Origin of the sequence: Cellulophaga tyrosinoxydans (assembly GCF_900176415.1) — a bacterium.
GTDB lineage: Bacteria > Bacteroidota > Bacteroidia > Flavobacteriales > Flavobacteriaceae > Cellulophaga > Cellulophaga tyrosinoxydans.
The window spans coordinates 335,546-358,513 of the sequence record NZ_FWXO01000004.1 but is presented as its reverse complement, the minus strand read 5'-3'; the positions used below and the strand labels follow the sequence as shown (position 1 = coordinate 358,513).

General features: G+C 32.8%; 27 protein-coding genes. 15 read left to right on the top strand and 12 right to left on the bottom strand.

The window, feature by feature from the left end:
• Positions 1-3 precede the first annotated feature (3 nt).
• From B8963_RS13195 to dnaA, 3 genes are read right to left on the bottom strand one after another with little or no spacing between them, the layout of a single operon-like run.
• Positions 4-720: an SAM-dependent methyltransferase gene (locus B8963_RS13195; RefSeq protein WP_084062116.1), complete on the bottom strand. Its 717-nt coding sequence runs from the start codon at positions 718-720 to the stop codon at positions 4-6.
• Positions 721-723: 3 nt separating this feature from the next.
• On the bottom strand, positions 724-1,191 hold the full coding sequence (locus tag B8963_RS13190; protein ID WP_084062113.1) for a low molecular weight protein-tyrosine-phosphatase: 468 nt from the start codon (positions 1,189-1,191) through the stop codon (positions 724-726).
• 9 nt (positions 1,192-1,200) lie between these two features.
• Entirely contained in the window at positions 1,201-2,625 is a 1,425-nt protein-coding gene (dnaA, locus tag B8963_RS13185) for a chromosomal replication initiator protein DnaA (protein ID WP_084062111.1), read from the bottom strand.
• 210 nt (positions 2,626-2,835) lie between these two features.
• Here dnaA and B8963_RS13180 point away from each other — a divergent pair, with 210 nt between their 5' ends.
• Positions 2,836-3,237, top strand: coding sequence for an acyl-CoA thioesterase (locus B8963_RS13180; RefSeq protein ID WP_084062108.1), 402 nt, complete (start codon positions 2,836-2,838; stop codon positions 3,235-3,237).
• Here B8963_RS13180 and B8963_RS13175 read toward each other — a convergent pair.
• From B8963_RS13175 to ribD, 4 genes are read right to left on the bottom strand one after another with little or no spacing between them, the layout of a single operon-like run.
• Positions 3,227-3,844 carry an IMPACT family protein gene (locus B8963_RS13175; RefSeq protein ID WP_084062106.1) on the bottom strand — a complete coding sequence of 206 codons (618 nt, stop codon included), beginning with the start codon at positions 3,842-3,844 and terminating at the stop codon, positions 3,227-3,229. The two genes, B8963_RS13180 and B8963_RS13175, sit on opposite strands and share 11 nt — an antisense overlap.
• The gene (locus B8963_RS13170) at positions 3,844-4,707 is read right to left on the bottom strand and encodes a DMT family transporter (protein WP_084062104.1); all 864 of its coding nucleotides are present in this window, start codon (positions 4,705-4,707) and stop codon (positions 3,844-3,846) included. Before B8963_RS13170 ends, B8963_RS13175 begins: the two co-directional genes overlap by 1 nt.
• Before the next feature lies 1 nt (position 4,708).
• On the bottom strand, positions 4,709-5,311 hold the full coding sequence (locus tag B8963_RS13165; RefSeq protein ID WP_084062101.1) for an HAD-IA family hydrolase: 603 nt from the start codon (positions 5,309-5,311) through the stop codon (positions 4,709-4,711).
• Positions 5,304-6,356 carry a bifunctional diaminohydroxyphosphoribosylaminopyrimidine deaminase/5-amino-6-(5-phosphoribosylamino)uracil reductase RibD gene (ribD, locus tag B8963_RS13160; RefSeq protein WP_084062099.1) on the bottom strand — a complete coding sequence of 351 codons (1,053 nt, stop codon included), beginning with the start codon at positions 6,354-6,356 and terminating at the stop codon, positions 5,304-5,306. Before ribD ends, B8963_RS13165 begins: the two co-directional genes overlap by 8 nt.
• 43 nt (positions 6,357-6,399) lie before the next feature.
• Here ribD and B8963_RS13155 point away from each other — a divergent pair, with 43 nt between their 5' ends.
• Genes B8963_RS13155 through ligA form a run of 3 tightly spaced genes read left to right on the top strand, consistent with a single transcriptional unit; the run spans position 6,400 to position 9,758 of the window.
• Complete coding sequence (locus B8963_RS13155; RefSeq protein WP_084062097.1) at positions 6,400-6,888, top strand: GNAT family N-acetyltransferase; 489 nt, start codon at positions 6,400-6,402, stop codon at positions 6,886-6,888.
• A gap of 7 nt (positions 6,889-6,895) precedes the next feature.
• Positions 6,896-7,747 (top strand): peptide chain release factor N(5)-glutamine methyltransferase, encoded by an 852-nt coding sequence (gene prmC / locus B8963_RS13150; RefSeq protein ID WP_084062095.1) that lies wholly within the window; start codon positions 6,896-6,898, stop codon positions 7,745-7,747.
• A gap of 13 nt (positions 7,748-7,760) precedes the next feature.
• The gene (gene ligA / locus B8963_RS13145) at positions 7,761-9,758 is read left to right on the top strand and encodes an NAD-dependent DNA ligase LigA (protein ID WP_084062092.1); all 1,998 of its coding nucleotides are present in this window, start codon (positions 7,761-7,763) and stop codon (positions 9,756-9,758) included.
• A gap of 78 nt (positions 9,759-9,836) precedes the next feature.
• Here ligA and B8963_RS15875 read toward each other — a convergent pair whose 3' ends face one another.
• Positions 9,837-10,004, bottom strand: a complete 168-nt coding sequence (locus tag B8963_RS15875; protein WP_143312533.1) for a lmo0937 family membrane protein — start codon at positions 10,002-10,004, stop codon at positions 9,837-9,839.
• Between the two features lie 204 nt (positions 10,005-10,208).
• Here B8963_RS15875 and B8963_RS13140 point away from each other — a divergent pair, with 204 nt between their 5' ends.
• The 3 genes from B8963_RS13140 (at position 10,209) to B8963_RS13130 (ending at position 12,839) form a co-directional block, all read left to right on the top strand.
• On the top strand, positions 10,209-11,213 hold the full coding sequence (locus B8963_RS13140; protein ID WP_084062090.1) for a sugar kinase: 1,005 nt from the start codon (positions 10,209-10,211) through the stop codon (positions 11,211-11,213).
• 97 nt (positions 11,214-11,310) lie between these two features.
• A complete protein-coding gene (locus tag B8963_RS13135) occupies positions 11,311-12,546 on the top strand; it encodes a cation:proton antiporter (RefSeq protein WP_084062088.1) in 1,236 nt (411 codons plus the stop codon).
• Complete coding sequence (locus tag B8963_RS13130; RefSeq protein ID WP_084062085.1) at positions 12,546-12,839, top strand: hypothetical protein; 294 nt, start codon at positions 12,546-12,548, stop codon at positions 12,837-12,839. Before B8963_RS13135 ends, B8963_RS13130 begins: the two co-directional genes overlap by 1 nt.
• A 54-nt stretch (positions 12,840-12,893) precedes the next feature.
• Here the strand turns inward: B8963_RS13130 and B8963_RS13125 are convergent, their stop codons facing one another.
• The 4 genes from B8963_RS13125 to B8963_RS13110 form a co-directional block, all read right to left on the bottom strand.
• Positions 12,894-13,085, bottom strand: coding sequence for a cold-shock protein (locus B8963_RS13125; RefSeq protein ID WP_084062083.1), 192 nt, complete (start codon positions 13,083-13,085; stop codon positions 12,894-12,896).
• 130 nt (positions 13,086-13,215) lie between these two features.
• Positions 13,216-13,665 carry a GNAT family N-acetyltransferase gene (locus B8963_RS13120; protein ID WP_084062080.1) on the bottom strand — a complete coding sequence of 150 codons (450 nt, stop codon included), beginning with the start codon at positions 13,663-13,665 and terminating at the stop codon, positions 13,216-13,218.
• Positions 13,666-13,675: 10 nt separating this feature from the next.
• Positions 13,676-14,584: a bifunctional metallophosphatase/5'-nucleotidase gene (locus tag B8963_RS13115; RefSeq protein WP_084062199.1), complete on the bottom strand. Its 909-nt coding sequence runs from the start codon at positions 14,582-14,584 to the stop codon at positions 13,676-13,678.
• 4 nt (positions 14,585-14,588) lie between these two features.
• Positions 14,589-15,356: a 5'-nucleotidase C-terminal domain-containing protein gene (locus B8963_RS13110; RefSeq protein ID WP_234989668.1), complete on the bottom strand. Its 768-nt coding sequence runs from the start codon at positions 15,354-15,356 to the stop codon at positions 14,589-14,591.
• 67 nt (positions 15,357-15,423) lie between these two features.
• Here B8963_RS13110 and B8963_RS13105 point away from each other — a divergent pair, with 67 nt between their 5' ends.
• The 8 genes from B8963_RS13105 to B8963_RS13070 all read left to right on the top strand — a co-directional run bounded on the left by B8963_RS13105 (position 15,424) and on the right by B8963_RS13070 (position 22,938).
• Positions 15,424-15,960: a DUF6913 domain-containing protein gene (locus B8963_RS13105; RefSeq protein WP_084062075.1), complete on the top strand. Its 537-nt coding sequence runs from the start codon at positions 15,424-15,426 to the stop codon at positions 15,958-15,960.
• A gap of 2 nt (positions 15,961-15,962) precedes the next feature.
• Positions 15,963-16,853, top strand: coding sequence for a 4-hydroxy-tetrahydrodipicolinate synthase (dapA, locus tag B8963_RS13100; RefSeq protein WP_084062072.1), 891 nt, complete (start codon positions 15,963-15,965; stop codon positions 16,851-16,853).
• 126 nt (positions 16,854-16,979) lie between these two features.
• A complete protein-coding gene (locus B8963_RS13095; protein ID WP_084062068.1) occupies positions 16,980-17,804 on the top strand; it encodes an outer membrane protein assembly factor BamD in 825 nt (274 codons plus the stop codon).
• Between the two features lie 14 nt (positions 17,805-17,818).
• Positions 17,819-18,151 carry a DNA-directed RNA polymerase subunit omega gene (locus B8963_RS13090; protein ID WP_200810840.1) on the top strand — a complete coding sequence of 111 codons (333 nt, stop codon included), beginning with the start codon at positions 17,819-17,821 and terminating at the stop codon, positions 18,149-18,151.
• A 4-nt stretch (positions 18,152-18,155) separates the two neighbouring features.
• Positions 18,156-19,361, top strand: coding sequence for a bifunctional phosphopantothenoylcysteine decarboxylase/phosphopantothenate--cysteine ligase CoaBC (coaBC, locus tag B8963_RS13085; RefSeq protein WP_084062065.1), 1,206 nt, complete (start codon positions 18,156-18,158; stop codon positions 19,359-19,361).
• Positions 19,354-20,244: a type IX secretion system protein PorD gene (gene porD, locus B8963_RS13080; RefSeq protein WP_084062062.1), complete on the top strand. Its 891-nt coding sequence runs from the start codon at positions 19,354-19,356 to the stop codon at positions 20,242-20,244. The genes coaBC and porD overlap by 8 nt, the downstream gene beginning before the upstream one ends.
• A 108-nt stretch (positions 20,245-20,352) precedes the next feature.
• Positions 20,353-22,005: a DNA repair protein RecN gene (gene recN, locus B8963_RS13075; RefSeq protein WP_084062059.1), complete on the top strand. Its 1,653-nt coding sequence runs from the start codon at positions 20,353-20,355 to the stop codon at positions 22,003-22,005.
• A 120-nt stretch (positions 22,006-22,125) separates the two neighbouring features.
• Positions 22,126-22,938, top strand: coding sequence for an enoyl-ACP reductase FabI (locus B8963_RS13070; RefSeq protein WP_084062056.1), 813 nt, complete (start codon positions 22,126-22,128; stop codon positions 22,936-22,938).
• Positions 22,939-22,968 lie beyond the last annotated feature (30 nt).

The following is a 22,968-nucleotide window of genomic DNA, read 5'->3' as shown; positions in this document are numbered from 1 at the left end:
TTTTTATGCCTGAATAATAAAAATGGCAGGTCTTTTATGTAATTCTATTTTTTCGTTGGTCCAATTTTTTGCAGTTTTGGTTATAATATACTCTGTGTTTAAAGTAATATCACAGGCAACACAAATTTTAGTGTGCGGATGAACTGTTTTTAACAACTCTGCAAATAGTTTATCATTTCTATAGGGTGTTTCAATAAACAATTGCGATTGTCCTGTATCTTTTGATAATTTTTCTAATCTTTTAATTGCGCTTTTACGATCACCTGATTCTATAGGAAGGTAGCCATTAAAAGCAAAATTTTGACCATTTAATCCACTTGCCATAAGTGCAAGCACTATAGATGATGGCCCAACCAAAGGCACAACTTTTATATTCTTTTCATGGGCAATTCTAACAACATCTGCTCCTGGATCTGCAATACCAGGGCAGCCTGCTTCAGAAATTACACCAACATCTTTACCCTCTAAACAGGGTTGCAAAAAAGTTGGAATAAGTTCAGGTTCTGTAAATTTGTTTAAGGCCTCTAAATTTAAACTAGCTTGCGATTTTTTAGAACTTATTTTCTTAATAAACGCTCTTGCTGTTTTTTCATTTTCAACAATAAAATAGTCAATATTTTCAATTGTTCTTTTTATGGATATGGGCAGTACTTCAAGTGGCTCAGTATCCCCTAAGGTTGTAGGAATTAAATATAACTTTCCAAAACTATTACTTTCCATAAACTAAAAATTAGTGTTTTTGTCACTTAGTTTCTTTACTAGCGCATTACAAGCATCATCAATTAATTTAAAAACATGCTCAAAACCATTATCATCGTAATACGGATCTGGTACTTGCTTGTTTTCGTTGTGATTTTCAGCTAGTAGAAACTTTACTTTACGCTTTTGATCTTCGTCTTTGGCTAATTTAATTATAGTATTATAATTACTCTGGTCCATCACGTAAATAATATCAAATAACAAAAAGTCTTGTGTTGTAAATTGTCTACATTTTTGTTTAGAAATATCTATTCCATATTTTTTTGCAACGGCAATTGATCTGGAATCTGGTGGGTTGCCAATATGATAACCGCCTGTGCCAGCAGAATCAATAAAATAAGCATCAGAATTAAGTTTGCTCTGTAGAATACCTTCTGCTAATGGCGACCTACAGATATTTCCGAGGCAAACCATTAGTATACTAGTTTTCATAATCTAATTTTAAGAAAATTTCTTGGTAAGATCGTCTATATACTTGCGGAATTGTTTATCGGTTTCAGCAAGATTATCTACAGTTTTGCATGCATGTAAAACAGTGGCGTGATCTCTTTTGCCTATTTGCGAACCAATACTTGCTAAAGAAGCTTTGGTAAACTTTTTAGCAAAAAACATGGCTAATTGTCTTGCTTGAACAATATGACGTTTTCTGGTTTTTGATTGTAAGGTAGCCACATCCATCTCAAAGTAGTCAGAAACTACTTTCTGAATGTAATCTATAGAAACTTCACGTTTGGTATTCTTTACAAACTTTTCAACAACTTGCTGAGCAAGATCTAAAGTTACTTCCTTTTTATTGAATGAAGATTGTGCAATTAATGATATAATAGCACCCTCAAGTTCTCTAATATTTGTTTTGATGTGTTTTGCAACATATTCAATAATATCATCATGCATTTCTACACCATCACGATACAACTTGTTTTTTAATATAGAAATTCTTGTTTCGTAATCTGGATTTTGCAATTCTGCTGATAATCCCCATTTAAATCTAGATAATAAACGTTGTTCAATATCTTGCATGTCTACAGGAGCTTTATCAGAAGTTAAAATTACCTGTTTGCCATTTTGATGTAAATGATTAAATATGTGGAAAAATACGTCTTGAGTACCAGATTTACCAGATAAGAATTGAACATCATCAATAATAAGTACGTCTATTAATTGATAAAAATGTATAAAATCATTTCTTGTATTTTTCTTTACGGACTCAATATATTGTTGTGTAAATTTCTCTGCAGAAATATATAACACAGTACGTTCTGGATATTTATCTTTTATTTCAACACCAATAGCATGCGCTAAATGTGTTTTTCCTAATCCTACACCACCAAAAACCAAAAGCGGATTAAATGATGTTCCTCCAGGTTTATTCGCGACAGCCATACCGGCGGAACGTGCTAATCTATTGGAATCACCTTCTAAAAAGTTTTCGAAATTATAATTGGGATTTAATTGAGATTCAATTTTAATATTTCGAATTCCAGGAATTACAAATGGATTTTTAAGTTGAGGATTTTTAGATTTTATAGCCACATCTAGTTCTTGGGCTGGAACGGTTGTTCTATTAGAGCTTGGAATTTTTTCGGTAAATGGTTCTCTATTTCCGTAGGTGTTTTCCATTTTTATAATATACACCAATTTAGCACTTTCGCCAAGTTCTTTAGTTAAAGACACTTTTAATAACTTAACATAATGCTCTTCCAACCATTCGTAGAAAAACTTACTGGGTACTTGTATGCTAAGTGCGTTATCTGTTAATTTAATTGGTTTTATAGGCTCAAACCATGTTTTGAATGCCTGCGGTTGGATATTATCCTTGATAAAAGCCAAACAGTTGTTCCATACGGAAATTGCAGTAACACTCATTTTTTAAATTAATCTTAAATATTGGTTATAAAAATATGTTCTATCGGTTGTGTTTAGCAAATAAATAAAGGGGGTTACTTGCGAGGACAAATATGTGAACAAAAAAACTAAAAAAAAAATCATTGTGTATTGAATTTTTACTTTTTTTTCACCATGTTAGGTCGGCAAAATTGCTAAGCCTCTAAATATATAATTTTTACATTTAAAAACATGAATATTAACAAATTTTCTTTTCGAGTTCGATATGGTGAAACGGATCAAATGGGAGTGGTATATCACGGAAACTATGCGCAATATTTGGAGATTGGCCGTGTTGAATGGTTGAGATCTAAGGGTATTTCTTACAGAAAACTAGAAGAAAGCGGTATTATCTTGCCAGTTATTTCTTTGCAGATTAATTTTAAAAAATCTGCCGTATATGATGACCTTATAACAGTAGAAACCATACTTAAAAAAACACCTTCAGTAAGAATTGAATTTGACTATAAAATCTTTAACGAGAATAATGAACTTTTAATCGAAGCAAATACTGTTCTTGCTTTTTTAGATAAGAAAAAAAATAGGCCTATTAAATGCCCAGAAGATTTATTAGATCGATTAACTAAGAGTTGATACTTTTAAAAGTTATGGTATGTAATTCATTTAAAATAGCTTTTATCTTTTGAGCATCATTTTTTCTAACCGAAATTTCTAATTGACAATTAAGTGCCATTTTTTGATTTACAATGTTTAATTGTTCTTGTTTTATAATGCGCATTACTTTATCCATATCTGCATATTCAAAAGATACTAGAAAATGCTCCTGTACAATCATCTCAACGATAGTTGCATTTTCAAGAGCTAATTGAGCACTAGTTTTATAGGCACTGATTAAACCTCCAACACCTAATTTGGTACCTCCATAAATTCTGGCAACCGCTACAAGGACATTGGTAACTTCAAAAGATTGTATTTGGCCATAAATAGGTGGCCCTGCGGAGTTATTAGGTTCTCCGTCATCGTTTGCTCTATAACTTGGGTTTTCAACACCTAATTGCCATGCGTAACATACATGACCTGCAGTATGGTGCTTTTTTTTAATATCCTCAAGAATAGGTTTAACATCGTCCTCTGAGGAAATAGGGAAAGCATAACCAAAAAATTTGCTCTTCTTTTCTTTGAATAGAATTTCTTCTGAGGGTTTAGAAAGTGTTTTATAAGTATCAGAATGAAATTCCATTAAAAAAGAGCTACTAATATTATACTAATGACCGCCAATCCAATACCAATCCAATTTTTTGTAATTAACTTCTCTTTAAATAATATTATCCCCAGTAATGTAGAGAATAACACCGTTGCAACATTGTTTATGGTAAATATAGAAGAACTATCAAAAAAATCATTTTGTAATGCTCTTAGTAAAAAATAAAGCGTAAAATAGTTGAAGATACCTAGGCATAAACCACCTAATATATTACGATAGTTTTTCTTTAAAGGGACTTTAAAAGAGCGTAATAAAATAAAGGTAACACCAAATGTACCTGCACAGAAAAAAACAAGTGCGCAAAATAATGGAAATTCATTTTTTGGCACATATGTGGTTTGTATGTATTTTATACTAGTATCTACAAGTCCTGATCCAATGAATAATAAAAGCGGCAAAACTAAAGTTCCTGTTTTAACTGTGATCGTTCTATCTTTTAAGGATGCAAAATAAACGGCTACTAAGGCTAATAAAATGCCAAATACTTTAATGATATTCAAATCTTCTTTGTATAACATAACCCCAGCTAGAACAGGAATTACTAACGACATTTTTGATGCAACAGATGCAACGGAAACTCCAATTTGTTGAGACGTTCTAGCGGTTATGTAGAAAACGGTTATAAATAAAAAACCCAATGCAACGGTTGGTAAAAACCATGACTTTTCAGGGATTTCAGCAAAATTAATACTGTCTTCATAGAAAAATGTGGAAAATACACTCGCTACAAAATAGTTTGTAATTATTGCGAATAAGGTTTGGACTTTATAGGTATTGAATAATTTAAAAATTACAAATAAAGAGCTAGAGAAAAGTATACACAGTATTAAATCTATCATATTACAACCACTTTTTCAAATCTATAATATCTTCTTGGCCAACAATAAGATTCCAGCTTTTTATCCCCAATAAAGAAGAAGTATCTGTATTTTCCTTAGTGTCATCAACAAAAAAAGTTTCTTCTGCTTTTAAATTATTTTCTTCTAATACAAAGGTGTAAATGTCTTTATTGGGTTTTCTAAGGTTAATTTCATGTGACAAATAGAATTTTTCAAAGCACTTTTTAAATCTTTCAAATCTGTGTAATCCCATGTTTTTTATTACATGATCTATATGAAGTTCATTAGTATTACTTAGTAGAAATAAGCGAAACGTGTTTTCGGCCGCTAATTTTTCTAAAAATTCTAACCGATAATCAGGAAAATCTAATAGAATAGAATTCCATGCCTTTTTAAGATCTTCAGGTCTTGCCTCCGGGAAAATCCTGTTCATGGCTAAAATAAAATCCGAAGATGAAATTAATCCCATTTCGTAATCCTTCATGATCTTATCTAGATCTGGGGTGATTTCTGTGTAACCAAATTGTGTTAATACAGTAAAAACCGCTGGTTTGTCTAGATTAATAAAGATATCTCCAAAATCAAAAATAATATTCTTAATCATTGTAATATATTTTTAATGTATCATTTTTGATATTTTCGGTAGTAATCAGATGCCCCTTTAATTTAGGCGCTTTAATGCCTTTTGTAAATGAAGTATTGCCGACGAATACTCGAGCTTCATCCCATAAATTAGCATCAATAAAGGTTTGCAAAGTTCTGCTACCACCTTCAATAAGTACACTTTGTATGTTTTCTATATGAAGTTTATGGCAAATTTGCTCAGCCATATTTTCCGAAAAACTAATGGGAATGTATTTTACGCCTTTAATATGGTTTGAAGTATCAGAGTTTTCAGTAAAAACTATTGTTTTTACACTTCCATCTAATACAACATAGGATGCGTCAATTTTTAAAGACCTATCTAAAATTATACGTGTAGGATTTTTGCCTTTCCAAAGTCTTGCATCTAATCTTGGATTGTCCTCTAAAACAGTATTTGTTCCAAGCAAAATAGCTTGTTCTTCCGTTCTCCATTTATGTACTAATTGTCGAGAAAACATATTTGTAATCCAAAAGGGTTCCTTGTTTTTGCTTCTTAATGAAGTCTCCGGAGCAATATATCCATCAGAGGTTTCTGCCCATTTAAGAATTATGTAAGGTCTCTTTTTTTCTTGAAAGGTTAAAAATCTTTTATGGTGTGCTCGGCATTCCTTCTCTAGAATTCCATAGGTAACGTCACAGCCGGCTTCCGTAAGTTTTTTAATACCTTGGCCAGCTACTTTATCATGTGGGTCTAAAATACCAACTACCACTTTTGGAATATGATGTTTTATAATCAAATCCGCACAAGGAGGAGTTTTACCATAATGCGAGCAAGGTTCTAGTGTTACATAAATAGTCGACTCTTTTAAAAGAGAAATGTTCTTAACTGAATTTATGGCATTTACTTCTGCATGTGGCCCACCATATGGGCTAGTAAAACCTTCGCCAATAATTTTATTATCATGTACAATAACAGCACCTACCATTGGGTTAGGAGCAGTAGTTCCTAATCCGTTTTGCGCAATTTCTATACACCGTAAAATATAAAATTCATGTATCTTCACAGCGCAAAAATAGGATATTAAATAGATATCATTTTAAGAATTTATGGGAAGTATTGTTATCCGTGAAATAGCACAAAAAGACAATGAAGTTGTAGCTAATGTTATTCGCAAGGTTTTAGTGGATTTAGGTGTGCCGAAAGTAGGAACCGCTTATGCAGACAAGGCTTTGGATCATATGTATGAAAATTATGATGTGCCTAGAGCTTCTTATTTTGTAGTTGTAGAAAATGAAAAGGTAATTGGCTGTTGTGGCATTGCACAGTTAGAAAATTATGATGGGAATATCTGCGAGCTGCAAAAAATGTATTTTCTTGAAGAAGCAAGAGGAAAGGGTATTGGAGCACAAATGATGGAGGTATGTTTGGCAAAAGCCAGAGCTTATGGTTATGATCAAATTTATTTAGAGACTATGCCTTATATGGAAGCTGCGCAAAAGTTATATAAAAAAACAGGTTTTGAATATTTAAATGCTCCCATGGGGAATACTGGCCATTATTCTTGTCCGGTTTGGATGCTAAAAGACTTAAAATAGTTGAAACATGTATTTAAAAGAGATTAAAAATATATTTCATTTAGAATTAGATGCTATTTATTCTCCGGAAGAAGTAAATAGTTTCTTCTACATGTTAATTGAGCATTTTTTAGGTTTAGAACGATTTATTCTTGCATTGGAACCAAATTTAATTATCACGAAAGATGAGGAAGCTCCTCTGTTTGAAGCACTAAGTAGGTTGAAATTAGAGATTCCAATTCAACATATTATTGGAAAAACCCATTTTATGGATTTGGAATTTTTGGTAGATAAAAACGTGCTGATACCTAGACCAGAAACGGAAGATTTGGTCCGTTGGATTTTTGACGATATTAAAAATCATCAAGAAGCAATTACCATACTCGATATTGGAACGGGAAGCGGGTGTATACCTATTGCTTTAAAAAAGCAATTGCCAAATGCTAAAGTTGCTACACTTGATATTTCTGATAAGGCATTGAAAATTGCAACGCAAAATGCCAAAAATAATAGTGTTCAAATAGAATTTATTCATGCAAATATTTTAGAAATAGATAAACTACATCAAAAGTTCGATATTATAGTTTCTAATCCACCTTATGTTCGTGAATTAGAGAAAAAAGAAATGCATAAAAATGTTTTACAGCACGAGCCAGAATTAGCACTATTTGTTTCAGATGAAGATCCTTTATTATTTTATAGAAAAATAGCATCATTTGCAGTTAATAACTTAAATGATGGTGGCGCTTTATATTTTGAAATTAATCAATATTTAGGAAAAGAAACTAAACAGCTTTTAGATTCAACTAATTTTTCTGATATTGAACTTCGTCAAGATCTATTCGGAAACGATAGAATGTTAAAAGGAATAAAAAAATAAATTACCAGTTTTAATGGATATTAAACAGAAAATAGAAGCCTTAAGAACGGCGCTTCGAGAGCATAATTATAATTATTACGTCTTAGACAACCCTACTATTTCTGATTACGAATTTGACATGCAATTAAAAGAATTGCAAGCTTTAGAAGCACAGTATCCAGAATTTCATGATGCCACATCTCCAACATTAAGAGTAGGTGGTATGGTAACCAAGAATTTTGAGACTCAAATGCATGATTCTCGTATGTACTCTTTGGATAATAGCTACTCCAAAGAAGATTTAGAAGATTGGGAAAAACGTATTCAAAAAGGCTTAGGAGATGTTGAAGTTGAGTTTACATGTGAACTTAAATACGATGGTGCATCTATAAATATTACTTATGAAAACGGACAGTTGGTACGTGCTCTAACACGGGGTGATGGTTTTCAGGGAGATAATGTCACCACTAATATAAAAACTATAAAATCTATACCCTTACAATTAAAAGGTGATTACCCTGCTAAATTTGATATTCGTGGCGAAATAGTATTGCCTTTTGAGGGTTTTGCTAAAATGAATGCAGAGCGCATAGAAAATGGAGAGGAGCCTTATATGAATCCGAGAAATACGGCTTCGGGGAGTTTAAAATTACAAGATAGCTCGCTGGTGGCACAACGACCCTTAGAATGTTTATTGTACGGAATTGTAGGAGAAAAAACAGGTGTTAAATCTCAATATCAAATGCTCGAAAAAGCAAGGGATTGGGGATTTAAAGTGCCGACCATTGCAAAGCTTTGTAAATCTACAAACGAAGTAATGGAGTTTATAGATTATTGGGATATTCATAGGCATGAATTACCCTATGAAACTGATGGTGTTGTAATAAAAGTAAATAATTTGCAGCATCAAGAGGAGCTTGGTTATACGGCAAAATCTCCACGATGGGCCATGGCATATAAGTTTAAAGGGGAGCAAGTTTCTACAGTTTTAAATGAAATTACCTATCAGGTTGGTAGAACTGGAGCCATAACTCCAGTGGCTAATTTAGAACCGGTATTATTGGCAGGAACCACTGTAAAGAGAGCCTCTTTGCATAATGCGGATCAAATTGCAAAGTTCGATATTCGAGAGGGAGATACTGTTTTTGTGGAAAAAGGAGGAGAAATTATTCCAAAAATTATTGGAGTAGATTTCACTAAAAGACCGGCAAATTCTGAACCTACTAAATACATAGATCATTGCCCTGAATGCCATTCTGAATTAGTACGTACAGATGGCGATGCTAAGCATTATTGCCCAAATTATTATGGTTGTCCGCCGCAAATTACAGGTAGAATTCAACATTACATTTCTCGCAAAGCTATGGATATTGAAGGTTTAGGGGGAGAAACTGTAGAGCTATTATATAAAGAAGGATTAATTAAAAACTATGCCGATTTATATACCATAACCAAAGAGCAAGTTATGCCTTTGGAACGTATGGCTGAGAAGTCAGCAGAGAATCTTGTAAATGGAGTTAAAGCATCTATTTCAATACCATTTGAGCGCGTTTTGTTTGCATTAGGTATTCGTTTTGTAGGAGAAACTGTAGCTAAAAAATTAGCTAAATCCTATAAAAATATTGATGCCTTGATGGTAGCCAACGTAGAAGAGTTGATTACGGTAGACGAAATAGGGGAGCGCATTGCTCAAAGTGTGGTGGAGTTCTTTCAGAATTACACCAACGTAGAAATAATTGATAGGCTTAAATCATATGGAGTTCAGTTTGAATTGTCTTCGGATAAACTAGAAAACCAAACAGAGTTATTGCAAGGACAGACTTTTGTGGTATCTGGCGTGTTTGCAAAAGTAAGCCGCGATGAACTTAAAAAACTTATTGAAGATAATGGCGGTAAAGTTGGTTCTTCGGTATCATCAAAAACTAATTATTTGGTGGCTGGCGAGAATATGGGGCCAAGCAAAAAGACCAAAGCAGAAAGTTTAGGAGTAACAATTATTACTGAAGATGAATTTCTATCTATGTTATTTTAAAAGTACTTATGAATAGCATTTAAAAAAGGTGAATGTTCATTCGAATATTCACCTTTTTTAAAATAGAACCATTATAGTTTATAATGGTTTTCTACCTGATATAATGTTGTATAGTACAACAATAACAGCTATTACTAATAAAATATGTATTAAACTATTTGTACCAATACCTGCAATAATTCCGAGCATGCCTAAAAGCCAAATAATAATACAAATAACGGCTACAAGCCATAAAAGACTTCTCATAATAATGTATTTTAAAATTATTCTGCAAGTACATTAGATTTTTAAAATCAAGTTAGTCTAAAAGAATAAAATTATAACGCTATTACTTAGCAGTACTCTTGTTTTGTTTTACACCAATTAGGGTATCCTTTGTTATTTAATAACATTTACTGGTCAAAAGCTAATTTTCTTGTTTAAATTTACAATTCATCAAACGTTTTCGTAGTGAGTCAAGTTGTAACATTTGGAGAAGTATTAATGCGTTTATCTCCGGAGGGAAATAAAAAATTTATTCAATCCAACACGCTAGAGTTTTATTTTGGAGGAACAGAAATAAATGTTGGTATCTCTATTGCTAATTTTGGAGGAAGCGTTAAACATATTTCCTTTATTTCTAATGATTTTATTGGTGATACCGCTATTGCTTATTTAAATAAATTTGATGTAGACACCTCATCCATTGTCCGTTCTAACCGACCACTTGGGGTGTATTTCTTAGAAGTTGGAGCAGTTATGCGCCCGAGTTCCATATCATACAACAGATCGCATTCTGCTTTTTCTGAAATTCAACCCTCCATGATAAATTGGGAAGAATCTTTAATAGATTCTGAATGGTTTCATTGGACAGGAATAACCCCAGCTTTAAGTCAAGGTAGTTTAGATGCCTTAAGAGAAGGTTTGAAATTGGCAAGAAAAAAAGGAATAACAGTAACAGCAGATCCAACCTATAGAAGTGGGTTGTGGAAGTATGGACAAGATCCTAAAGAAGCATTATCTGAGTTACTGGAATATTCTACAATTTTTATAGGTGGTATAAATGAAATAAACGAAGTCTTAGGCACTACTTTTTCTTATTCCAATGAAGATTTTATATTGGCAAGTAAGCAGCTAATAGCTAGATTTCCATCAATTGAAAAGGTTTTTGATAAAATTAGAACCTCTGTGAATTCTTCATGGCATAAAATAAGAGCCAGAATGTGGAATGGCAATGAGTTTAGAGAAACTCAAGATTTAGATATCACACATATTGTAGATAGGATAGGAACTGGTGATGCTTTTGCTGCGGGTCTAATTTATGGTTTACAACAGTTTGATGATTTTAAGGCTATGGAATTTGCGAGTGCAGCGTGTGCATTAAAGCATACCTATGAAGGGGATGTAAATTTTGCCACGGTAAAAGAAGTAATGGGTATTCTTGAAGGAAATACTACTGGACGATTTACGCGCTAAGTATTTTCTAATTATATAAGGTCTTTTTTTTCACTTGATTCTAAAAAAGTAATTCAATTATTGCATTTTTGTATTTCATTACCATAAAAGCTTAACAATGGATTACTTCTTAATTATTGCCGTACTTGTATTCCTATCGGCGATGTTTGGTTACCTTAATGTGCGATTTTTAAAATTACCAAACACTATTGGCTTAATGCTAATCACCATACTTTTTACCTTGGGGGTTTTTGCTTTGAGTTATTTTGATGATACGTTATTAAATGCAGAGCGCTATATCATAACACAAATAGATTTTAAATCTATTTTATTAGATGTTATGTTAAGCTTTTTATTATTTGCTGGAGCATTGCATACCAATTTTGAACAATTAAAAGTACAACGCTGGCCTATTCTTGTGTTTTCTACTTTAGGTGTTTTAGTATCCACTTTTTTAGTAGGTACCTTTATCTACTACGTATTACAATTATTTGGATTGGATACAGCGTATGTAAATTGTCTTTTGTTTGGTGCGTTAATATCACCAACTGACCCAATTGCAGTTTTAGGTATTTTAAAAAAAGCGGGCGTTCCAAAAAAACTTGAAACCAAAATTGTTGGAGAATCCCTCTTTAATGATGGCGTAGGGGTAGTTGTTTTTTTAACGATATATAAATTTGCAACCCCAAGCACTGAAAAAGTTACTGCTTTAGATGTATTAGAGCTTTTTGGCGTTGAGGTTATAGGCGGAATACTTCTTGGATTATTTCTTGGTTGGGTAACTTACAGATTATTAAAATCTATTGATGATTACGATATAGAAGTTATTATTACGCTGGCTACCGTAATGGTTGGTACCGTAATTGCTCAAAAATTCCATATTTCTGCGCCTTTAGCAATGGTAACAGCCGGTCTAGTGGTGGGTAATGACACCTTAAGAGATACGTCAATGTCTGAAATTACAGAAACTTACGTAGACAAGTTTTGGGAGTTGATTGATATTTTGTTAAATACTTTGCTTTTTGTTTTAATAGGAATGGAAATGCTTGTACTCACATTCAAAGTAGATTATGTGTTAGCTGGATTACTGGCGATTCCAATAATTTTGGCTTGCCGATATTTGTCGCTATTACTTCCAATAAATTTCTTTAAAGAGCGACTAGATTTTGTGCCTAACACCAATTTAATCATGACATGGGGAGGTTTACGTGGAGGAATATCCATTGCATTAGCCTTAGGTTTATCCGAAGAAATGAATAGAGATATGTTTTTAGTTATCACCTATGTGGTGGTGGTATTCTCAATTCTTGTTCAAGGGTTAACCGTGGGTAAGTTGGTAAAGAAATTAGCCTAATGAAAATAAATAGTTACCAAGAATTCCAGCAATCGCTCCAAAACAATATGCCTGATGAAGATTGGTCTGATGGGTTAAAGGCTCTTTGGTTTGATGCTAAAGGAGATTGGGGATCTTCACATAATATTGCACAAGAGATGCATTCAAATTTAGGTAGTTTAATACATGCCTATTTGCATAGAAAAGAAGGGGATGAATTTAATGCAGGGTACTGGTATAGAAAAGCCCAAAGGTCATATCCAAAAATAAGCTTAGAAGCAGAGCTAGAGGAAATTGTGATATCAATTTTATGACGAAAAAAATCCCGTTCGGTTATGAACGGGATTCTACATCTTAGAAAGTATATATTATAGTACTCTTACGTTTACTGCATTTAAGCCTTTCTTGCCTTCTTTTAATTCGAACTCAACAACATCACCCTCACGGATTTCGTCGATTAATCCTGAAATGTGTACAAAGTGATCCTTGTTAACACCTTCTTCAGTGATGAAACCAAAACCTTTGGCATCGTTGAAGAATTTTACTGTTCCTTTACTCATGTTAAAAAATTAAATATTAATACTTGGTTGAATACAAAGATGGTGCCAAAAAAAATAATGTACAATAGCTAGTGCAAGTTATCATCATTTTTTTTTCATAAATATGTTTTGCTAAAGGGTTTAGTTATTTTTAAAGTTTTTTTCTAAAGCAAATACTATTCTCAACACCTATATATTGGCCATAATTAGCTGTAATTATATACTTATTCTTCTTGTATAAAGCCACGGCCTCTGTTTGCCGTTTCCCCGTTTCTAAAATACATGCGGTATAGTTTAATTCTAATGCCCATTGCTCGAGTTCACTTAATACTTTTGAGCCTAATCCTTCTCCTCTGTAGCCAGGTTCTACATACATTCTTTTAATTTCTACTGTCTCGGTATCGAAAGGTTTTATAGCTCCACAAGCAATTGCAAGGTTGTTTTTGAAAAGAATTATAACGTAATCTAAATGTTGTATGCCATTAAATTGATGGTAAAAATCATGCTCCTCTCCATCAGTAGTTTTTAAATAGGCATCTAACTTGGTAACTAAGGCGCCAAAATTGGGGTCGGTAGCATTTGTTCTTTTTACTGTAATCATGTTTAAAAATTTAAACAGCAATACTTACACCATCTGCTGAAATGTTGTTTTTGCTGTCAAAATAGAAATCAATTCTACCTAGGTTTACACCATAGCAACCAACTTGATTTACTAATACATCAATATTTGCACTATTTTTTGCAATGGTAGGCTTGTCTAAAAAAGTATGAGTATGCCCACCAATAATTAGGTTGGTATATTTGGTATTTGCTGCTAATTTAAGATCATCAGGTTTGCTCGAGTCATATTGGTAACCTAAATGAGAAAGACAAATAATAATATCGCATTTTTCTTCCTCTTTTAATTTTCTTTCCGTGTCTTGAGCAATTTCAAATGGATTTAAATAAACGGTTTCTTTAAATAATTTTTTAGTTACTAAACCATCCAGTTCTATTCCCAAGCCATATACCCCAATCTTAATATCATCAACAGTGTAAATTTCGTAAGGTTTTGTAAAACCATTCATCACGGTATTAGAAAAATCGTAATTAGCAGAAATCAATTGAAACTTAGCATGTGGTAATTGGGCAAATAGGCCATCAATACCATTGTCAAAGTCATGATTACCAATAGTTGCGGCATCATACTTTAACATGCTCATTAACTTAAATTCTAATTCTCCTCCATAAAAATTAAAATAGGGAGTACCTTGAAAAATATCACCAGCATCAAATAACAAGGTGTTTGGGTTTTCTTTACGAATAGCTTCTACCAATGTTGCTCTCCTAGCTAGGCCTCCAAGATTTGGAAATTCGGAATGTTCTTGAGGAAAAGGATCAATATGGCTATGTACATCATTGGTATGCAGTATAGTAATTTTCTTTTTCGTGTCAAGAATACAAGAGTTTAAGGATAGCCCTCCTAGAGCAATGAAAGCAGATGTTGCTGTGGTGTTAGCTAAAAAGTTTCTTCTATTCATCATCTTAGTTATCTAGTTTTATAAATCTATCATCAATTATTGGGACAATAGTATCTTTCTTTGCGAAATAATCTATCATAATATTTCGGATAAGATAATCTGTTTCTGTAATGGAAATTTTATCATTAAAAAAGTTCATGTTGTCACCGCCATTTACAAGATAATTAGATGTTGCAACGTAATAAACCTTGTTTTCGTCAAATGGTTTTCCTTGAATATTCACAGCACTTAAACTATCGTTTTTATCGATAATTATCTGAATACCTGCAATAGGGTGTGGTTTTTTAGAAGCAATCAGATATTGCACCATATCTCGAATTGCTTTTCCTTTAAGTCCAACTACCACTACTGTATTTTCAAAAGGCATTATTTCATAAGCCGTTCTAGAGGTAACTTTCCCTGCGGATATTATACTTCTAATACCTCCATGATTTAATAATACAAAATCCAAATTATTTTGGGTTCTTGACTTAAAAACAGGTGCAACTAGTTGTAAAACAGCATCCGCCATCATGTTTCCAGCAGTTGTGTTTAGTGCTCCATCGGTTTTAGTAATTGAGTTTGGAGCGTATGCTAAGGCACTGTCTAAGACTTGATCAATTCGTTTTTGGTACGGAGCAACAAAATCAACTATTTCCTTAGTAGCAGTTATAGAATCTGAAATAGCTATTTGTTCACCAGTAATTTTTACAAGCTTTTGGTTTCCTTGTTTGCACGATGCAAAAAGAACGATTGTTATAATTATAACAAATTGTTTAATTTTTAAATTCATAATTGTACTTATCTTCGTGTAATAATTGCTCTGAATATTATTTACATTTGTATAAATGTAAAAATACATGTTTTTAAAAGCTTTAAAACAAAAATTAAAACATAAATCTGGGCGAAAATATTTAAAGCAACTGTTGGAGCAACCTTTGGGTAGTTCCAATACAAGTAAAGGTATTAAGTCTGTTGGTTGTATTGTAGATTTGGATCGATTTGAAAATGCAAATTTGTTTTATCAATTTGTAGAAGATTTTTCGTTACGTCCTAATTCTGTAAAAATAATTGGATATAAAAGTTTTTACGATAAAAACTCACCTTATTCAACGCCTGTTTTTTCGGATAAAGATTTAGGTTGGAAAGGAGAAATTGAAAATAGTTACGCTTTAGAATTTTTTAATAGAGAGTACGATTTGCTAGTGAATTATTATACAGATGATCACTTGTTATTGCAGCTAATGACTATAAAATCTAAGGCACGTATTAAAGTAGGTTTTGGTGAAGTAGATAAAAATTTGAATGATTTAATTTTACATACGCCAATATCAGATTTTAATTTATTTACAAAAGAATTGAAAAAATACCTTAAAATATTTAAGGAAATAGATTAGTTATGGAATATTTATACGGTACAGGAGTTGCTTTAATCACCCCTTTTAATCCAGATTTCTCCGTTGATGTAAATGGATTACAACGCGTAGTTGAGCATAGCATTAATGGCGGAGTGGATTATTTAGTAGTGCTGGGTACTACTGCCGAAACCGCAACATTAACAGATGCTGAGAAAACATTAGTCATTAAAACAGTGATTAAAACTAATGCAGGAAGATTACCTTTAGTTTTAGGAGTTGGTGGTAATAACACCATGCATGTTGTGGATGAACTTAAGCGAATAGATCTTACAGAGTTTGTAGCCATACTTTCCGTTTCGCCTTACTATAATAAACCAACGCAAGAAGGTATTTATCAACATTTTAAAGCTATAGCTCAGGCTTCACCTAAGCCAATTATAGTGTATAATGTGCCAGGAAGAACAGGAAGCAATATGCTAGCTTCAACCACAGTAAGATTAGCACAAGATTTCAAAAATATTGTTGCTATCAAAGAAGCTTGTGGAGATATGAATCAGATTACAGAAATCTTAAAAAATAAACCTTCTAGTTTCTTGGTTATTTCTGGAGATGATATTACAGCACTTCCTACAGTTTTAGCGGGTGGCGCAGGTGTTATTTCGGTAATAGGTCAAGGATTGCCAGCTCCGTTTTCTAAAATGATAAATCTTGGATTAGACAAAAAAGTAGGGGAGGCATATGAAATTCATCACAGCTTAGAAGAAGGTATGGGTCTTATATTTGAAGAAGGCAATCCTGCGGGCATAAAAGCTATATTCGAATCCCTTGAAATTTGTAAGGCTGTTGTACGCCTGCCTTTAGTGGAAGCAAGTGCAAATTTGAAATCTAAAATCGGCAAATTTGTAAAAAAATTGGCTAAAGTTTCGGTCTAAATACTATCATAGTTTTTCTTAGAACGTTAAAAGTTCGCCAAAAGCATTTGTTAAAGCGTATACACTCTTTATTTTAGCATTACAAAAATGTTTTTTAAATCCATTTAGAATACCTAATTTTGCAAAATGTTTAGAAAAATACGCACTTTATTTAGTCTGTTTTTTTTAGCACTGTTTTTTAGCTCTTGTAGCGAATATCAAAAAGTGCTTAAAAACGAAGATGTAAAAGCCAAATATGAAATGGCAGAAGCATTTTATGAGGCTAAAGATTATAAGCGAGCAAACAGATTGTTAGAGCAAATAGCACCTAAGTATATAGGTAAACCTCAGGGTGAACGCGTAATGTTTTTTCTAGCAAATTCATATTATGAAATAAAAGATTATAACACTGCGGGTTATCAGTTCGAGCGGTTTTTAAAATCATATCCAAGAAGTGATAAGGCACAAGAGGCTGGATTTTTAGGAGCAAAAAGTTATTATTTACTTTCGCCTAAATACTCACTGGATCAAACAGATACAGATAAGGCTTTAGCTAAGTTACAGTTGTTTATTAATACTTTTTCAGAATCAGAATTTATGTCAGAAGCCAACCAAATGGCTAAAGATTTAACTCAGAAGAAAGAAGAGAAGGCATTAGAAATTGCAAAACAATTCACAAAGTTAGGCGAGTTTTATACGCTAGACTATTCTATTTCAGCAGCTGCAGCGCTAGAAAATTTTATTATTGATTTTCCTGGGTCTATCTATAAAGAGGATGCACTATTTTATAGAATGAAAGCGTTAACTAATCTAGCAATGAATAGTACAGAGCAGAAGAAAAGACAACGTTTGGCTGATGCTAAAACTGCTTACAATACGCTTAAAAAGAATTTTCCACAATCTAAATTTGACAAAGACGCCAATAATTTGATGGAAAAAATTGAAAAAGAATTAGAAAATTATTCCAAATAAAAACCATTTTCATTATGAATATGAACGATTTAAAAAATTCAAAAGCTCCTGTTTCTACAGTAACTATCAACAAGAACGAGTTTGATGCGCCAACTGGAAACATTTATGAAGCGATTTCTATTGCCTCAAAAAGAGCAGTACAAATCAACTCTGAAATTAAAAAAGAGTTGTTAGAAAAATTAGAAGAATTTGCTACATACAGTGATAGTTTAGAGGAAGTTTTCGAAAACAAGGAGCAAATTGAAGTTTCTAAATTTTACGAAAAATTACCAAAGCCGCACGCTTTAGCAGTAAACGAATGGTTAGAAGATAAAATCTATTACAGAAATACAGCGAAAGATATATAATCAAATGTTGAGCGGAAAAAATATCCTTTTAGGAATTACAGGAGGAATAGCCGCGTATAAAACAACATTTTTAGTTCGCTTATTAATAAAAGCTGGCGCTAATGTTAAAGTTATTTTAACAAGTAGCGCCAGCTCTTTTGTTTCTCCACTTACCCTTGCCACTCTGTCAAAAAATCCTGTACTTACATCGTTTGTACATGAAGATAATGAAGGTGTTTCCTGGAATAATCATGTAGAACTGGGACTTTGGGCGGATCTAATGATTGTGGCTCCCGCTACAGCAAATACCCTGTCTAAAATGGCAAATGGCACTTGCGATAACTTATTGCTTGCCTGTTATTTGTCTGCAAAATGCCCTGTATTTTTTGCACCAGCCATGGATTTAGATATGTACAAGCATCCATCATCCATTGCATCCTTTGAAAAACTAAGGTCGTTTGGAAATATCATGATTCCAGCTACTTCAGGAGAATTAGCGAGTGGTTTGCATGGTGAAGGTCGTATGGCAGAACCCGAAGCGATTATAGACTTTGTAAAAAAATATATTCTTGAAGGATTGCCTTTGAGGAATAAAAAGGTGTTAATTACCGCAGGTCCAACTTATGAAGCCATTGATCCTGTAAGGTTTATTGGTAATCATTCTTCTGGTTTAATGGGTTTTGAGTTAGCGAAAGCCGCAGCGAATTTAGGTGCTGAGGTGATTTTAATTTCTGGTCCTTCTCATTTGATCATTACACATGATTTGATACAACTCGTTCGTGTGGTTTCAGCAGATGAAATGTATAACGAAGTACATAAACATTACGCTACAGTAGATATTGCTATTGCAGCAGCTGCCGTTGCAGATTATAGACCTAAAACTATAGCGGATCAGAAAATAAAAAAGAATGATGCTCAGTTAACAATAGATTTGGTAAAGAATAAAGATATTTTGTTATCCATGGGCGAATTAAAGAGTCAGCAATTTATTGTAGGATTTGCACTAGAGACTGAAAATGAAATTGAAAATGCTATAGGAAAGCTTAAAAAGAAGAATTTAGATGCTATTGTTCTAAATTCTTTAAACGATTCTGGTGCAGGTTTTGGAAAGAATACCAATAAAATATCATTCATAGATAAGAATTCAGCGATAAAAACGTTTTCATTAAAAACTAAGGCAGAAGTAGCTTTAGATATTATAAATGAAATAATAAAAAGAATACATGCGTAAGTATATTATTCTAGCTCTCTTGATAACCTTACCTTTTGTATTAAAGGCACAAGAATTGAACGCAGTAATTACTGTAAATTCTGATCAAGTTGGGCAAACTAATCAACAGATATTCAAAACTTTAGAGCGTTCGTTAAATGATTTTGTTAACAAGACCAAATGGACTAACAGAACGTATACTGAAGTTGAAAAACTAAATGTACGAATGTTTGTTACTGTTACGGAGTATCAAAATAACCGATTTCAAGCAAGCATTCAATTACAATCATCTAGACCAGTTTATAATACTTCTTATGAGAGTCCTGTATTTAATTATAAGGACAATCAGTTTAATTTTGAATACACAGAGTTCCAACCCTTAGTTTTTAATGAAAACGTTTTTGAATCTAACTTGGTGGGTGTTGTAGCCTATTACGCTTACATAATGTTAGGAATTGATGCCGATACTTTTGAATTGAATGGGGGAACAGATTTCTATAGAAAAGCTCAAAATATAGTTACACAAGCCCAAGGGAGTAGTGCCGCTGGTTGGAGTCAAGATACCAGTGAAAGAACACGTTTTGAGCTTGTTGATAACCTATTATCAAATACATTTAAAGAATATCGCGTTGCTATGTATAATTATCATAGAAAGGGTTTAGATATACTTGCAGATAATAATAGTACAGGCAAGCAAGTAATTGCTGGCACCATGCGCTTACTAGAGACCTTGGTAAAAAGACGCCCCAATGCATTTCTTATTCAAACCTTTTTCGATGCCAAATCTGAAGAAATTCAGTATGTATTTTCTGATGGACCTAAAGTAGATATTGTACAATTAAAGGAAACTCTTAATAAAATTGCACCTTTATATTCCAGTACTTGGAATGCTATTACTTATTAGGTATGAGTATTAAATATTTTTTTTAGAATAAAAATCTAGGGTAATTACTTATTTGTTTTAAACTCTAGGAATATAAATTATCTTTACAGCGCTAAATATTTTTTAGAATTGCTGAACTCACTTTCAATACAGAATTACGCTTTAATAGACACCTTAAATGTCACGTTTAATAATGGTTTTACTATTATTACAGGAGAAACAGGTGCTGGTAAATCCATATTATTAGGCGGATTGGGATTAGTTTTAGGTAAAAGAGCAGATTTAAGCTCTTTACGAGACGAGACTCAAAAATGTATCATTGAGGCAACCTTTGATATTAAAAAATATCATTTAAAAGAATTTTTTAATGAAAATGATTTGGACTTTGAAGAAAGAACAATCATTCGTAGAGAAATTCTGCCAAGTGGTAAGTCACGAGCGTTTATTAATGATTCGCCTGTAAATCTTGATGTTTTATCCCTTTTAGGCGATCGGTTAATAGATATTCATTCACAGCATCAAACGTTACAATTAGCAGAAAATGACTTTCAATTAAAAGTTATAGATGCTCTTGCCAGTAATGGTAAATTGTTGGTAGATTATAAATTACATTTAGCCACCTACCAAAAAACGCAAAAGGAATTAAAAGATTTAATAGCCTTTCAGCAGAATGCTACTAAAGAATATGACTATAATTCTCATTTACTAAAAGAACTTGAAGTAGCCCCTTTGAAAGAAGGGATCTTAGAAGAACTGGAAGAGCAATATGAGCAATTAAATAATGTTGAAATAATTGTTGAGCATTTGTCTAAAGGTTATCAACTGTTAAACGAAGAACAAATAGGAATACTAAACCTTTTGTCTGAATTGAAAATAGCATCAAACAAACTTTCTAGCTTCGGAGCTAATTTTGCAGCGTTAAATGAACGAATTATTTCTGTTTTTATTGAAATAGATGACATTTCAACAGAATTAGATTCGCTACAGGAAAGTGCTGAAGCAAACCCTAAGTTGTTGGAGGAGGTAAACGCTAAACTTCAATTAATACACAACTTGTTTAAAAAACATAATGCGGCAACAATTTCTGAGTTAATTGAAATAAGAGAATCGCTTTCAGAAAAAGTTAGCGCTGTGGATAATGTAGAAGCTGATATAAAGAAGAAGCAAACTCAACTGGCTAAAGAAGAGAAGGAACTTGAGGGTATTGCGTTAGAAATCAGTAAAAATAGAATTGCTGTTATTCCAGAATTGCAGAAGCAATTAACGGAAAGTTTAGGTCAGTTAGGGATGCCAAGTGCAACTTTTAAAATTGAAGTAAACTCGGCTAAAACGTTTAATGAAAATGGTAAAGATGAATTAGTTTTCTTATTTGCAGCAAATAAAGGATCTAATTATGGTGATTTAAAGAAAGTGGCATCAGGAGGAGAATTATCTCGAATAATGCTGACCATAAAATCAATACTTGCTAAATACGAACAGTTACCCACCATGATGTTTGATGAAATAGACACAGGGGTGTCAGGTGAAATTTCTAACAAAATGGGAGATATCATGAAATCTATGAGTGCCACGATGCAAGTGTTTTCTATAACTCATTTGCCGCAAGTAGCATCTAAAGGAGATTATCATTTTAAAGTCTTTAAGGAAGAAGAAGGAATGGTAACCAATACTAAAATGAAACCTTTAACTAAAGATGAGCGTATAAAGGAATTAGCAGAAATGTTAGGTGGAAAAGAATTGTCAGATTCAGCATTAGCACACGCTAAGCAATTATTAGGATAATTGGATTAATGGGTATATTAGATAGAAATCCATCAATAATCAAATTAACTAAGATTCAAATAATTTAACAATTCAATTTTTAATATCTTTGAATTAATATAGAATACTAAAACGAATAAAATGTCATACAACCTATTAAAAGGAAAAAGAGGAATAATTTTCGGAGCTTTAGATGAAAATTCAATTGCATGGAAAACAGCAGAGCGCGTGCATGCTGAAGGAGGGAAATTTGTTTTAACAAATGCGCCAATAGCAATGCGTATGGGCCAGATTGATGCTCTTGCGAAGAAAACTGGCTCAGAAATTGTTCCAGCAGATGCAACAAGCGAAGAAGATTTAGAAAATTTAGTAGCTAAGGCAACCGAAATTCTAGGTGGAAAATTAGACTTTGTATTACATTCTATCGGTATGTCTGTTAATGTTCGTAAAGGAAGACATTACACAGATGAAAAATACGATTTCACGGCAAAAGGTTGGGATGTGTCAGCATTATCATTTCATAAAGTAATGCAAACCTTGTACAAGGCCGATGCTATGAATGAATGGGGTAGTATCGTAGCGCTAACCTATATGGCTGCACAACGTACATTCCCTGATTATAATGATATGGCTGATAATAAGGCATATTTAGAGTCAGTTGCACGTAGTTTTGGTTACTTCTATGGAAAAGAGAAAAAAGTAAGAGTAAATACTATTTCTCAATCTCCTACACCTACTACTGCGGGACAAGGAGTAAAAGGTTTCGACGGTTTTATTAGTTATGCCGAAAAAATGTCACCTTTAGGTAATGCTTCTGCTCAGGATTGTGCAGATTATACTGTTTCTTTATTTTCAGACCTAACTAAAAAAGTAACCATGCAGAATCTTTTCCATGATGGTGGATTCTCTAATACTGGAGTAAGTCAAGAAGTTATTGAATATTTTAGTAAATAAAATTTCGAAATAATACATCGAAAGCCATTC

Excerpts from the sequence above, each read along its gene's own strand:
- B8963_RS13195 (WP_084062116.1), bottom strand. The coding sequence starts at position 720 with ATGGAAAGTAATAGTTTTGGAAAGTTATATTTAATTCCTACAACCTTA.
- B8963_RS13190 (WP_084062113.1), bottom strand. The coding sequence starts at position 1,191 with ATGAAAACTAGTATACTAATGGTTTGCCTCGGAAATATCTGTAGGTCG.
- dnaA (WP_084062111.1), bottom strand. The coding sequence starts at position 2,625 with ATGAGTGTTACTGCAATTTCCGTATGGAACAACTGTTTGGCTTTTATC.
- B8963_RS13180 (WP_084062108.1), top strand. The coding sequence starts at position 2,836 with ATGAATATTAACAAATTTTCTTTTCGAGTTCGATATGGTGAAACGGAT.
- B8963_RS13175 (WP_084062106.1), bottom strand. The coding sequence starts at position 3,844 with ATGGAATTTCATTCTGATACTTATAAAACACTTTCTAAACCCTCAGAA.
- B8963_RS13170 (WP_084062104.1), bottom strand. The coding sequence starts at position 4,707 with ATGATAGATTTAATACTGTGTATACTTTTCTCTAGCTCTTTATTTGTA.
- B8963_RS13165 (WP_084062101.1), bottom strand. The coding sequence starts at position 5,311 with ATGATTAAGAATATTATTTTTGATTTTGGAGATATCTTTATTAATCTA.
- B8963_RS13155 (WP_084062097.1), top strand. The coding sequence starts at position 6,400 with ATGGGAAGTATTGTTATCCGTGAAATAGCACAAAAAGACAATGAAGTT.
- prmC (WP_084062095.1), top strand. The coding sequence starts at position 6,896 with ATGTATTTAAAAGAGATTAAAAATATATTTCATTTAGAATTAGATGCT.
- ligA (WP_084062092.1), top strand. The coding sequence starts at position 7,761 with ATGGATATTAAACAGAAAATAGAAGCCTTAAGAACGGCGCTTCGAGAG.
- B8963_RS15875 (WP_143312533.1), bottom strand. The coding sequence starts at position 10,004 with ATGAGAAGTCTTTTATGGCTTGTAGCCGTTATTTGTATTATTATTTGG.
- B8963_RS13135 (WP_084062088.1), top strand. The coding sequence starts at position 11,311 with ATGGATTACTTCTTAATTATTGCCGTACTTGTATTCCTATCGGCGATG.
- B8963_RS13130 (WP_084062085.1), top strand. The coding sequence starts at position 12,546 with ATGAAAATAAATAGTTACCAAGAATTCCAGCAATCGCTCCAAAACAAT.
- B8963_RS13125 (WP_084062083.1), bottom strand. The coding sequence starts at position 13,085 with ATGAGTAAAGGAACAGTAAAATTCTTCAACGATGCCAAAGGTTTTGGT.
- B8963_RS13120 (WP_084062080.1), bottom strand. The coding sequence starts at position 13,665 with ATGATTACAGTAAAAAGAACAAATGCTACCGACCCCAATTTTGGCGCC.
- B8963_RS13115 (WP_084062199.1), bottom strand. The coding sequence starts at position 14,584 with ATGAATAGAAGAAACTTTTTAGCTAACACCACAGCAACATCTGCTTTC.
- B8963_RS13110 (WP_234989668.1), bottom strand. The coding sequence starts at position 15,356 with ATGAATTTAAAAATTAAACAATTTGTTATAATTATAACAATCGTTCTT.
- B8963_RS13105 (WP_084062075.1), top strand. The coding sequence starts at position 15,424 with ATGTTTTTAAAAGCTTTAAAACAAAAATTAAAACATAAATCTGGGCGA.
- dapA (WP_084062072.1), top strand. The coding sequence starts at position 15,963 with ATGGAATATTTATACGGTACAGGAGTTGCTTTAATCACCCCTTTTAAT.
- B8963_RS13095 (WP_084062068.1), top strand. The coding sequence starts at position 16,980 with ATGTTTAGAAAAATACGCACTTTATTTAGTCTGTTTTTTTTAGCACTG.
- B8963_RS13090 (WP_200810840.1), top strand. The coding sequence starts at position 17,819 with ATGAATATGAACGATTTAAAAAATTCAAAAGCTCCTGTTTCTACAGTA.
- coaBC (WP_084062065.1), top strand. The coding sequence starts at position 18,156 with ATGTTGAGCGGAAAAAATATCCTTTTAGGAATTACAGGAGGAATAGCC.
- porD (WP_084062062.1), top strand. The coding sequence starts at position 19,354 with ATGCGTAAGTATATTATTCTAGCTCTCTTGATAACCTTACCTTTTGTA.
- B8963_RS13070 (WP_084062056.1), top strand. The coding sequence starts at position 22,126 with ATGTCATACAACCTATTAAAAGGAAAAAGAGGAATAATTTTCGGAGCT.